Origin of the sequence: Mesonia mobilis DSM 19841 (assembly GCF_000423405.1) — a bacterium.
Classification (GTDB): Bacteria; Bacteroidota; Bacteroidia; order Flavobacteriales; family Flavobacteriaceae; genus Mesonia; species Mesonia mobilis.
Genome location: NZ_AUHX01000015.1, coordinates 19787 through 32316, shown reverse-complemented (window position 1 = coordinate 32316; position 12530 = coordinate 19787). Strand labels below are relative to the sequence as shown.

The window sequence follows — 12530 nt, the reverse complement described above, 5'->3', positions numbered from 1 at the left end:
ATGATTACGGTTTAACCGCTAATACAATTTTATATTTATTACGTTTTGCAATATCCATCACATTCACTGCATCTTGAATAGGCACGCTTTGCTCTGCTCTCAAAATAATGGTTGGATCTTCTTCGCCACGTAAACGTCTTTGCAATTCTATTTCTAATTGATTTTTATTGATTTGTTCTGAATTAATAAAAACCTCTAGATCTTTGTTGATACTTACGGCAACGTTTTGCTGGTTACTTGTTTTTCCTTTCGCTTTTGGTAAAAGTAAATCTAAAGCTTCGGGAGTAACAGCAGGAGAAGTCAACATAAAGAACACCAATAATAAGAATACAATATCTGTCATCGACGACATATTGAATTCTGGACTTACTTTATTTCTTCCTCTTAAATTCATATTAAGCGGGTTCGTTTAATAAGTCTAAGAAATCTACTGCGGTAGCTTCCATTTGATGAACAACTTTATCGGTTTTCACTACTAAGTGGTTGTAACCAATATATGCAATAATCCCGACAATTAATCCGGCAACGGTGGTAGTCATCGCTACGTAAATACCTTCAGCTAAACTTCCCATTTCTGCTTGCCCACTACTTGATGCTAATTCGTGGAATGCCAAAACCATACCAATTACAGTTCCTAAGAAACCAATCATTGGTCCCGCTCCTGCAATTGTTGCCAAAACAGAAACGTTCTTTTCTAAGTTATAAACCTCTAATCGACCGGCATTTTCGATAGCAGTATTGATATCTTCTAACGGACTACCGATTCTAGAAACTCCTTTAGCAGTTAATCGCGCTACCGGAGAATTTTCTTGCGCACATCTAATTTTAGCCGCTTCAATATTTCCATTAGCTACGTGATCTTTAATTTGTGACATGAAATTCACATCGGTTTTCGAAGCTGCCTTAACTGCAAAAAGACGTTCAAAATAAATATATAATGCCACAATAAGTAGAACAAATAGAATGGCAATTACAACTGTACCTGCAATACCACCATCTAAAATCAATTCTATAAAAGACAAGGTCTTTTCTTCCGGCATTTGCTCGGCTGTTTCTTCAACCGCTTCTTGCAAAAATGTAGCTAGCATAAGTTCTGTTTAGTTTAAAAGAATAACGTTAAATATTTGAATAAATTATATTCTTGTGATAAAGCTAAGTTATTTATTATTGATTACAAAAAAAACCAAATTCCTAAAAAGCCAATTCCGGCTAAAACTATTGTGTACGGAAGTGCCATTTTTACCATCTTAAAATAAGATAGATTAATAAGTGGTGCTAACGACGAAGTTAATAAGAATAAAAATGCTGCCTGACCATTTGGTGTGGCAACACTTGGTAAATTTGTACCTGTATTGATCGCGATCGCTAATTTTTCAAAATGTTCTCTTGAAATATTTCCCGCATCGAAAGCATCTTTTACTTCACCAATATAAACGGTAGCTACAAAAACATTATCACTAATCATCGACAATAATCCATTTGCCGCATAAAATACGGAAGGCTGCGTTGCGGTATCTAATGAAAGCGCCCAATGAATGATCGGATGAAATAAATGTTGATCATGAATCATTGCTACGATCACAAAAAATACTACGATTAGACCTGTGAATGGCAGTGCTTCTTCAAAAGCTTTCCCGATACTGTGTTCATCGGTAATTCCCATAAAGGCAGTTTGCACAATGATTAATCCCAAACCAATAAAGCCTACGGGAGCCAAATGAAGCGCCAACCCGATAATTAAAAACACCGCAGAAATCGCCTGAACAATTAAACCGAATTTTTGTGATTTAGTTCGCTTACGATCTTCTTCTTTCGTATAATTTTCAATAATCGTTCGAGCAACTTTAGGTAGTTTTTGTCCAAAACCAAACCAACCGGTCGTTTCTAAAATAATAGTTGTTAATAATCCGGCAAATAAAACAGGAAGTGTTACCGGAGACATTCTTACGAAAAAGTCGATAAAGTCCCAACCCATTTTCTCACCGATCAACAGGTTTTGAGGTTCACCCACCAACGTACAAACTCCACCTAAAGCAGTACCTACCACTCCGTGCATAATTAAACTTCGAAGAAAAGATTTAAATTCTTCCAAAGTTTCTCCACTTAATTCTTTACGGTCTAAAACTCCACTATCATTATAATCGGTATTTGCCGATTGTATTCTGTGATAAACACCATAAAAACCTACGGCTACACTAATTAAAACCGCAGTCACGGTAAGTGCATCTAAAAATGCTGAAAGCACCGCCGCTAAAATTAAAAAGAGTAACGAGAGAAAAAGCTTCGACTTAATTTTGGTGAACACTTTACTAAAAATAAACATGAGTAAAGGTTTCATAAAATAGATCCCTGCCACCATAAACATCAAGAGGAAAATCACTTCAAAATTCTGAATCACTTCTTCTTTTGCGGCTTCCGGAGAGGTTAACTTTAGAATGAGAATTTCTAAAGCTAACAATCCGCCGGTTTGTAACGGGTAACATTTTAAAGCCATCGCTAAGCAGAAAATAAATTCTGCTATAAAAATCCAGGCTGTAACAGTTGGTCCTAATAAAAAATTTGCAAAAACGTTAAGAACCAAAAATGATAGTATGGTATATTTTAACCATAAGGGACTATTCCCCAAAAAATTTTTAAGCATTTTTCTCGATAAAGTAGGTTAATTTTATAATTACACTAATTGTTTTAATGCAATCTCGAAAGCGGTTTTGCTAATGTTGGTTTTACTGCTGTTATTATCAAATGTATTTTGAATGGCATTTCTAATCGTCATCGAAGTATCATTAAAGATCGCTTCATCGGTCATTTGCACTCTTCTTTCCATAAAATAGGCAAACACACGTGCCATACCGCAATTAGAAATAAAATCTGGAATTAAACTCACACGCTGGTCGGTATCTTCCATAATACTTCCGAAGAAAATTTCTTTATCGGCAAATGGGACGTTTGCTCCACAAGAAATCACTTCTAAACCGGTCTCGATCAACTTAGAAATTTGTTCTTGCGTGATCAATCTTGATGCTGCACAAGGAGCAAAAATTTCTGTTTCTAAAGCCCAAACTTTTTTATTCACTTCTTCAAACGGAATTAAATTTTCAGCAGCCAAGGTATTTCCTTTTTTCTCTAAGAATAATTGCTTGATCTCTTCAAAAGAAAAACCTTCTTCATTAATTAATCCGCCGGCACGATCGATAATTCCTACCACTTTAGCACCCATTTGCGCTAAGTAATAAGCTGCCGCAGAACCTACATTACCAAAACCTTGCACTACAGCACGTTTTCCTTTTACATCACCACCGTAAATTTCGTAATAATGACGAACAGCTTCTGCCACACCATAACCGGTAATCATATCGGCCACGGTATATTTTCTCGAAACATCTGGTGAGTAAGTCGTATTTTCTAAAACTTTGATCACTCCTTGACGAAGCTGACCGATTCGATTAATTTTATCGGCATCTGTGGGTTGAAAATGACCTGCAAAAACACCTTCTTGCGGATGCCAAACTCCACAATTTTCAGTAATGGGGATTACTTCGTGAATTTCATCTACATTTAAATCGCCACCGGTACCATAATAACTTTTTAATAATGGCGAAACAGCCTTATACCAACGCTCCAAAACTCCTTTTTTACGCGGATCTTGCGGATCGAAATTAATTCCCGATTTTGCTCCGCCAATTGCCGGACCAGAAACCGTAAATTTCACTTCCATCGTTTTGGCTAAAGAAAGTACCTCGTTCATATCTAAACCTTCACGCATACGTGTACCACCGCCGGCAGCACCACCACGCAAAGAGTTGATCACCGTCCAGCCTTCAGCCTCGGTTTCAGAGTCTTTCCAATTAAAAACGATTTCAGGTTGTTTATTTTCGTATATCTCAAGTAATTCTTTCATATCTAAAAAAATCTTAATTTTCGCTCACAAATATAGTTAAACCTTAAGGTGTTTGTGAATGAAATCTTAATTTTTTAGACTTCAAATATTTTCCCAGAAGAATGGTTTTTTGAAGCTCCCGTTACACTTGCTAAAACGTTAATTTCATTTTCTAAACGTAAGACTCCCAAAAAGCCAAAAATGAGTGCTTCCTTAAATTCGATAAGATTTTTCTGCGGAAGAATAATCTGAGCTTTCGTCTTTTGCTGAAGTAGTTCTATTAGATAAGTATTAAAAGCGCCACCACCGGTTACCAATACTTTTCGAGAGGAATGATGTTGAATATTTTCTGAAAGCTGAACCGCCACATGCTGAGTAAACGTGGCAATAATTTCTTCGGAAGTGCTTTCGCTTTTTTCCAGAATTGGAAAAATCACTGAATTAACCCATTCAATCCCTAAAGATTTTGGCGGTTTTTGTTGGTAGAAACTCAACGCATTTAACTCTTTTAATAAGTTTTGATTTACCTCAGCATTTCGGGCAATTGCTCCATCACGATCAAAGGCAAAACCCAATCGAGAAGCATATTCATTCAATACCGTATTTACCGGACAAATATCATACGCGATCCGCTTACTTTCAGTTTCAGTTTCAAATTCAATTTCCCTCGAAATATTGGCAAAGCCCCCTAAATTCAAACAATAATCATAATCAGAAAACAATAAACGATCCCCAATAGGCACTAGCGGAGCTCCTTGTCCGCCCAATTCTACATCTTGCACTCGAAAATCACAAACTACTTTTTGCTGAAGTATTGTTGCCAGCTTGGGTAAATTCCCGATCTGAACAGTAAAACCTTCTTCCGGTTGATGCAAAACCGTATGCCCGTGAGAGCAAACCGCATCAAGCTTTTCTATTTTATTTTTCTGAATGAATTGCTGAATAATTTCAGCTAAGTAATCAGTATATTTTTCATCTAAAGCAGTAATTTCAGGTCGAGATAATTCCGAAGAAGCTTTTAAAACCTCAACCCATTTTTGAGGATACGGAATCGTTTCCGCCTTTAAAATAGAAGCTTCCCAGCCATTTTCCCTTGTAAACGCTAAGTAAGCCAGATCGATACCATCTAACGAAGTCCCCGACATTACTCCTAAAATACGAAATTGTTTTCTTCTCATATTCGCAAAAATAACCGATTATCATTGATAATTTCATTACTTACAGCTATATTTGCGAAGTTTCACTAAAAATTTGACAAACACAAAATATAATGGATTTTAAGCTTACTGAAGAGCATCTAATGATTAGAGATGCAGCAAGAGATTTTGCGAAAGCAGAGTTACTTCCGGGAGTCATCGAAAGAGATAATAAACAAGAATTTCCTGCAGAGCAGGTAAAGAAGATGGGAGAACTTGGCTTTTTGGGCATGATGGTTTCTCCAGAATATGGCGGCGGCGGTATGGATACCATTTCTTACGTGTTGGCTATGGAAGAGCTTTCTAAAATAGATGCTTCTTGCTCGGTAATTGTTTCTGTAAACAACTCTTTAGTTTGCTGGGGATTAGAAACTTTTGGTAACGAAGAGCAAAAACAAAAATACTTAACCAAATTAGCAACCGGAGAATCGATTGGTGCTTTTTGTTTAAGTGAACCAGAAGCAGGAAGTGATGCAACTTCTCAAAAAACTACAGCGATCGATAAAGGGGATCACTACATTTTAAATGGTACTAAAAACTGGATCACCAATGGTGGCAGCGCCGATTATTATTTGGTAATTGCCCAAACCGACCGAGAAAAGGGCCATAAAGGGATTAACGCTTTTATCGTTGAAAAAGGATGGGATGGTTTTGAAGTTGGTCCTAAAGAAGATAAATTAGGAATTAGAGGTAGCGATACGCATACGCTAAACTTTAACGATGTAAAAGTTCCTAAAGAAAATAGAATCGGCGAAGATGGTTTCGGATTTAAATTTGCGATGAAAACACTTTCCGGTGGAAGAATCGGTATTGCAGCTCAAGCTTTAGGTATTGCCAGCGGTGCTTACGAATTAGCGAGAGAATATTCTAAAATTAGAAAAGCTTTTGGCACAGAAATTTGTAACCACCAAGCAATTGCTTTCAAGTTAGCCGATATGTATACAGAAATTGAAGCAGCGCGTCATTTAGTAATGAAGGCAGCTTGGGATAAAGACCAAGGCAATAACTACGATATGTCTGGTGCTATGGCAAAACTTTACGCTTCAAAAACCGCGATGGATGCGACGGTAGAAGCGGTGCAAATTCATGGCGGAAATGGCTTCGTAAAAGAATACCACGTAGAGCGTTTAATGCGTGACGCAAAAATCACTCAAATCTACGAAGGAACATCAGAGATTCAAAAGATAGTGATTTCCAGAGGATTACTACGCGATTAAGAATCGTTATAAATTACTTGTAAAACCCGATTTTTAAAGAATCGGGTTTTTTATTTCTCAATATTTCAGCATTTAAATCTCAAATTAAGATTTTATCGACTTTTTATTCAGATATTATTAAAAATTCAAGATTTAATTAAAAAAACGTGAAATAATCTGCGATTTTAGGATATAAACCTCTTTTTCTTTACTTTACGTTTCCTTTAAACTGAAAAATTTAAGCTAAAGAAAAAGACTATATGAAGCCACAACAACAGGGACTTTACTCACCGGAATTTGAACATGATAATTGTGGAGCCGGTTTTATTTGCAACCTTGAAGGGAAGCAAACTAACGACATTATTCACAAAGCCATCGATATTTTAATTCGGCTTGAACATCGTGGTGCCGTGGGCGCCGATGGAAGAACCGGAGATGGCGCCGGGATACTAATTGAAATTCCGCATCAATACTTCAAAAAAGTATGCGATTTTGAGTTACCCGATTTTAAAGAATACGCTGTGGCGATGGTATTTTTACCCAAAAGCAGCAATCAACTAAAAATTTGTAAGGAGATTTTTGAAGAAGAAATCGAAGCTCAAGAACTCGATTTAATTGGTTGGCGAGAAGTACCGGTAGATCGCTCTTGCTTAGGAAGCATTGCCGAACTTTCTGAACCTAAAGTTTATCAAGCATTTATTGCCAAACCCAAAGAAGATTCAGCAGAAGCATTCAACGCCAAGTTATTCGCTGCTCGTAAAATTGCTGAACATCGTATTGATGATTCAGAACTTTCAGAAAAAGACAATTTTTACGTTTCTAGTCTTTCTACCAATACCATTATTTATAAAGGGCTTTTAATGCCTAACGATATCAATATTTATTATCCAGATTTAAATGACGATGATGTTGTTACCAAGCTTGCTTTGGTTCACCAACGTTTTTCAACCAATACTTTTCCTACTTGGGATTTAGCGCAACCATTCCGCTATATGTGCCACAACGGAGAAATTAACACCCTTCGCGGAAATTTAAGCCGAATGAAAGCGCGAGAAGAGTTATTTGAAAGTGAATTTTTCGGTGAAGATCTCAAGAAGATCATTCCGATCACGATGGAAGGAAAATCAGATTCTGCTTCGATGGATATGGCTTTAGAATTATTACTGCATACTGGTCGCTCATTACCCGAAGCGATGATGATGATGGTTCCGGAAGCTTGGGAAAAAAATCCGGTGATGTCTGACGAGAAAAAAGCCTTCTACGAATACAATGCTTGTATTATGGAGCCTTGGGACGGTCCGGCTTCCATCCCATTTACCGACGGAAATTACATTGGTGCTTTACTAGACAGAAATGGCTTACGACCTTCTCGCTACACGGTAACCAAAGATGGTTATGTGATTATGGCTTCAGAAACAGGCGTAACCGATATTAAACCGGGTAACGTAGAATTTCACGGTCGCCTAGAACCGGGAAGAATGTTCTTGGTCGATATGGTAAAAGGTCGAATTATTGAAGATGAAGAAGTAAAATACGATATTGTTACCAAGCGACCTTACCGAGAATGGCTAAACGATAATCTACTCCCGTTAGCCAATATTCCCTACACCGGAAACAAAACGCCAATAGAAAAGGTTGAAATCAATAAGCGTCAAAAACTATTTGGTTACACCTTAGAAGATATTAAAACCATCATCACGCCGATGGCCACGCAAGGCAAAGAAGCAATTGGTTCGATGGGAGCCGATATTCCTTTGGCAGTTTTATCAGATCAGCCGCAATTGTTATTCAACTACTTTAAACAACTATTTGCTCAAGTTACCAATCCGCCGCTCGATGGGATTCGTGAAGAAATTGTTACCGATATTAGCTTAACGATTGGGGAAGACAAGAATTTATTCGACATCGTCCCCGAGCATTGCAAAAAGTTAAGAATTCAGAATCCCGTCATTTCTAATGAAGATTTAGATAAAATTAAATACATCGATCATCCCGATTTTAAAGCGAAATCTATATCGATGTTATATGAAGCTGAAAAAGGCTTGAACGGTTTAGAAGCTCGTTTAGAAGAAATGATTTTTGAAATTAACGATGCTGTCGACGAAGGTTGCAACATCATTATTCTTTCCGACCGTGATGTAAGCGACAAACTCGCTCCGATACCTTCCTTACTAGCTTGTTCTTTTGTTCATCACCGTGTAAAAGATCACGATCGTCGCTCTTCCTTCGGAATTGTGATTGAATCTGCTGAACCAAGAGAACCACATCATTTTGCGTTATTATTTGGTTATGGAGCTAGTGCGATCAATCCGTATATGGTGAATGAAATTATTTTCAATCTCGCTAATGAAGATGAAATCGAAGAAGAACCGGAAGTAGCGATTCAAAATTTCAACAAAGCTATCGGAAAAGGAATCGTAAAGATCATGAACAAGATCGGAATTTCTACGCTACTTTCTTATCGAGGTTCTCAGATTTTTGAAATTCTCGGGCTCAACAAAAAGTTTGTCGATAAATATTTCTGCAACACGCCTACCCGAATTGAAGGAATTGGCCTTTATGAAATCGAAAAAGAAATCCAGAAACGTTACCATAAAGCTTTTTATCCCAAAACAACAGAAGTTGGTTTAGACCTAGACATTGGCGGTGATTATCGCTGGCGAAGAAACGGTGAACGACACATGTTCAATCCGGCAAGTGTAGCAAAATTACAACAAGCCGTTAAACAAAATAATCCCACAAGTTATAGCGAATATTCTAAGCTTATCAATGAACAAAATGAACGCTTGATGACACTTCGCGGCTTATTTAAATTCCGCGATCTTAATCCGATTCCTATTGAAGAAGTTGAACCGTGGACAGACATCGTAAAGCGTTTTAAAACCGGGGCGATGTCGTTTGGTTCCATCAGTAAAGAGGCCCACGAAAATTTAGCCATCGCGATGAACCGATTGAAAGGAAAAAGCAACTCCGGTGAAGGAGGTGAAGATGCCGACCGTTTCCATAAAGACCTTAACGGAAACTGGCGAAACAGCGCCATTAAACAAGTCGCTTCCGGAAGGTTTGGCGTTTCCATTAATTATCTGAGTAACGCGCAAGAAATTCAGATCAAGATGGCGCAAGGTGCAAAACCCGGAGAAGGCGGACAATTACCCGGCGCAAAAGTGAATCCGGATATTGCCAAAACAAGAAATTCAACACCTTATGTAGGATTAATTTCGCCACCTCCGCACCACGATATTTATTCCATCGAAGATTTAGCGCAATTGATATTCGACTTAAAAAATGCGAATCGAGAAGCACGAATCAACGTAAAGCTAGTTTCTAAAGTTGGTGTTGGAACGATTGCTGCCGGAGTTGCCAAAGCAAAAGCCGATGTCGTACTCATTTCTGGTTACGATGGTGGTACCGGAGCTTCACCACTAACTTCTTTGCGTCACGCAGGTTTACCTTGGGAATTAGGAATTGCAGAAGCGCAGCAAACTTTATTACTCAACAACCTTAGAAATAGAATCACCGTGGAATGTGACGGACAGTTAAAAACAGGTCGCGATGTTGCGATTGCCGCTCTATTAGGAGCCGAAGAGTTTGGCTTTTCTACCGCTCCGCTTGTCGCCTCAGGTTGTATTATGATGCGCGCTTGCCATTTAAATACGTGTCCGGTTGGGATCGCCACCCAAGATCCCGAGTTGCGTAAAAACTTTAAAGGAACACCGGAAGACGTGATCAATTATATGTATTTCGTCGCGCAAGAACTTCGCCAGATTATGGCAGATTTAGGTTATCGAACTTTAGATGAAATGGTGGGACAAAGTCAGAAATTAGATATGAATCGAGCCATTAAGCATTACAAAGCGCAAGGCATCGATCTATCGAATATTCTTTACAAGCCAAACATCCCTGAAGATATGCCGCTTTACCGAACAGAGAAGCAAGATCATCAATTAGAAAAAGTCTTAGATTTTGAAATTTTAAGCAAAGCGCATCCGGCGATTTATAGAAAAGAAAAAATGAGTCTCGATTTCCCAATTCATAACATGAACCGAACTACCGGAGCGATTGTGAGTAACGAAATTTCTAAAATTCACGGAGAAGCCGGGTTACCTGAAAATACCCTGAATATAAATTTTACCGGTTCAGCCGGACAAAGTTTTGGTGCTTTTGCTACAAAAGGACTTAACTTAAAGGTGATCGGAAACACGAATGATTACTTCGGAAAAGGACTTTCCGGCGCGAAATTAAGCGTGCGCAAACCTGCTTCAGCAACATTTAAATCGAACGAAAATATCATTATTGGTAATGTAGCGTTGTACGGGGCTATTTCTGGAGAAGCTTACATTAATGGAATTGGTGGTGAGCGTTTTTGTGTAAGAAATTCCGGAGCTAAAGCTGTGATCGAAGGAATTGGCGATCATGGTTGTGAATATATGACCGGTGGTGTAGCGGTGATTCTCGGGAAAATCGGAAGAAATTTTGCCGCAGGAATGAGTGGCGGAATTGCTTACATTTTCAACCCGAAAAATGAATTGGATCATCATAATTTCAACATGGAAATGATTGAATTAGAAGATCCTTCCGAAGAAAATAAAAATGAATTAAAACAGCTGATTAGCAATCATTTCAAATTCACCGAAAGTAAAGTTGCTAAAGAAATCTTAGAAAACTGGGAAGAAACATCTCAACAGTTTATCAAAGTGATGCCTACAGAATTTAAAAAGGCATTGAAAAAAATTGAAGAAGAGAAAAAGAAAAATAACAAAGAATTAAAAACGGCGTAATGGGAGAGTTAAGAGGATTTATTGAACACGAAAGAAAGACGGAAGACAATATTGACCCCGCAGAAAGAATCAAGAATTATAAAGAATTTGCAAAACCATTAAGTGAAAAAGAACTCAACACGCAAGGCGCTCGTTGTATGGACTGTGGAATTCCGTTTTGCCACAGCGGTTGCCCGTTAGGGAATTTAATACCCGATTTTAACGATGCTGTTTATCAAAATGAATGGAAAAAAGCGGTGCAAATTCTACATTCAACTAACAATTTTCCAGAATTTACCGGAAGATTATGTCCAGCTCCTTGTGAGTCAGCTTGTGTTTTAGGGATTATTGAACCTCCCGTCGCTATTGAACTCATTGAAAAATATATTGCCGAAAAAGGTTTTGAAGAAGGCTGGATCAAGCCCAAACCACCACAAACCGAAACCGGTAAACAGGTCGCCGTTGTAGGTTCTGGCCCGGCAGGATTGGCTGCTGCACAACAACTACGAAGAGCCGGTCATACCGTGACTGTTTTTGAACGTGATGAAAAAGTAGGCGGATTATTACGCTACGGAATCCCGGATTTTAAAATGGAAAAACATGTGATCGATCGTCGTGTACAACAACTAGAAGCTGAAGGTGTCAATTTTAAAACTGGAATTCACGTCGGAAAAAACTATGACGCAAAACAACTAGAAGAGTTTGATGCGGTCGTTTTATGTGGCGGTGCTACACAACGTCGTCCGCTTCCTATTGATGGAGCCGACGCTGATGGAGTGGTACAAGCGATGGAGTTTTTAGCACACAATAACCGTGTGGTCGATGGTTTAGCAGAACCTAAAGAAAGACTATCGGCAAAAGGCAAACACGTGATTGTAATTGGTGGTGGAGACACCGGTTCAGATTGTGTGGGAACTTCGAATAGACACGGAGCAAAATCGGTTACTAATTTTGAAATTATGCCGATGCCAACTGAAAATAGAACTAAAGAACACCCTTGGCCATATTGGCCTTTTACCCTAAAAACCAGTTCTTCTCACGAAGAAGGGGTTGAACGCAATTGGAGCATTCTTACCAAAGAGTTTTTAAAAGATGAACAAGGAAATTTAAAAGCCTTAAAAACGGTAGAGGTCGAATGGATTAAAAATGAAAATAACCGTCCGCAACTCAAAGAAATCGAAGGATCTGAAAAAGAATGGCCTTGCGATTTAGCCTTATTAGCTTTAGGCTTTACCGGTCCCGAGAAAACCTTAGCTGAACAATTAGGTATACACACTACCGAGAGAAATAATTTTAAAGCCGAAAAAAATTATCAAACCAATAAAAAGAAGTTTTTTACCGCAGGAGATATGCGCCGAGGGCAATCTTTAATTGTCTGGGCTATTTCTGAAGGTCGAGAAGCAGCTTTCGAAGTAGATAAATTTTTGATGGGCACTTCTGAGCTTTCGACGAAAGGTAAAGGTGATCTACCAAATGTATAAATTAGCCCAGAAACAAACTTGAA

General features: G+C 38.4%; 7 protein-coding genes and 1 pseudogene. 3 read left to right on the top strand and 5 right to left on the bottom strand.

Translation table 11 applies throughout. The features are described from left to right. Window positions 1-4: 4 nt before the first annotated feature. The 5 genes and pseudogenes from G551_RS0111060 to G551_RS0111040 all read right to left on the bottom strand — a co-directional run bounded on the left by G551_RS0111060 (window position 5) and on the right by G551_RS0111040 (window position 5055). Window positions 5-394: an ExbD/TolR family protein gene (locus tag G551_RS0111060; protein ID WP_027885641.1), complete on the bottom strand. Its 390-nt coding sequence runs from the start codon at window positions 392-394 to the stop codon at window positions 5-7. Window position 395: 1 nt separating this feature from the next. Continuing rightward, window positions 396-1088: a MotA/TolQ/ExbB proton channel family protein gene (locus tag G551_RS0111055; protein WP_027885640.1), complete on the bottom strand. Its 693-nt coding sequence runs from the start codon at window positions 1086-1088 to the stop codon at window positions 396-398. An 83-nt stretch (window positions 1089-1171) separates the two neighbouring features. Beyond that, a pseudogene (nhaB, locus tag G551_RS0111050) lies at window positions 1172-2644 on the bottom strand (sodium/proton antiporter NhaB); the annotation flags it as partial. Window positions 2645-2671: 27 nt separating this feature from the next. Next, a complete protein-coding gene (locus G551_RS0111045) occupies window positions 2672-3898 on the bottom strand; it encodes a Glu/Leu/Phe/Val dehydrogenase dimerization domain-containing protein (protein ID WP_027885638.1) in 1227 nt (408 codons plus the stop codon). 74 nt (window positions 3899-3972) lie between these two features. Next, window positions 3973-5055 (bottom strand): anhydro-N-acetylmuramic acid kinase, encoded by a 1083-nt coding sequence (locus G551_RS0111040; RefSeq protein WP_027885637.1) that lies wholly within the window; start codon window positions 5053-5055, stop codon window positions 3973-3975. 92 nt (window positions 5056-5147) lie between these two features. Here G551_RS0111040 and G551_RS0111035 point away from each other — a divergent pair, with 92 nt between their 5' ends. From G551_RS0111035 to G551_RS0111025, 3 genes are all read left to right on the top strand, one after another. Then, complete coding sequence (locus G551_RS0111035; RefSeq protein ID WP_027885636.1) at window positions 5148-6290, top strand: acyl-CoA dehydrogenase; 1143 nt, start codon at window positions 5148-5150, stop codon at window positions 6288-6290. Window positions 6291-6529: 239 nt separating this feature from the next. Continuing rightward, a complete protein-coding gene (gltB, locus tag G551_RS0111030) occupies window positions 6530-11047 on the top strand; it encodes a glutamate synthase large subunit (protein WP_027885635.1) in 4518 nt (1505 codons plus the stop codon). Further along, a complete protein-coding gene (locus tag G551_RS0111025) occupies window positions 11047-12507 on the top strand; it encodes a glutamate synthase subunit beta (RefSeq protein WP_027885634.1) in 1461 nt (486 codons plus the stop codon). Before gltB ends, G551_RS0111025 begins: the two co-directional genes overlap by 1 nt. Window positions 12508-12530 lie beyond the last annotated feature (23 nt).

What these genes read in the sequence shown, in the direction of transcription:
- G551_RS0111060 (WP_027885641.1), bottom strand. Translation starts at nt 394, where the DNA reads ATGAATTTAAGAGGAAGAAATAAAGTAAGTCCAGAATTCAATATGTCG.
- G551_RS0111055 (WP_027885640.1), bottom strand. Translation starts at nt 1,088, where the DNA reads ATGCTAGCTACATTTTTGCAAGAAGCGGTTGAAGAAACAGCCGAGCAA.
- G551_RS0111045 (WP_027885638.1), bottom strand. Translation starts at nt 3,898, where the DNA reads ATGAAAGAATTACTTGAGATATACGAAAATAAACAACCTGAAATCGTT.
- G551_RS0111040 (WP_027885637.1), bottom strand. Translation starts at nt 5,055, where the DNA reads ATGAGAAGAAAACAATTTCGTATTTTAGGAGTAATGTCGGGGACTTCG.
- G551_RS0111035 (WP_027885636.1), top strand. Translation starts at nt 5,148, where the DNA reads ATGGATTTTAAGCTTACTGAAGAGCATCTAATGATTAGAGATGCAGCA.
- gltB (WP_027885635.1), top strand. Translation starts at nt 6,530, where the DNA reads ATGAAGCCACAACAACAGGGACTTTACTCACCGGAATTTGAACATGAT.
- G551_RS0111025 (WP_027885634.1), top strand. Translation starts at nt 11,047, where the DNA reads ATGGGAGAGTTAAGAGGATTTATTGAACACGAAAGAAAGACGGAAGAC.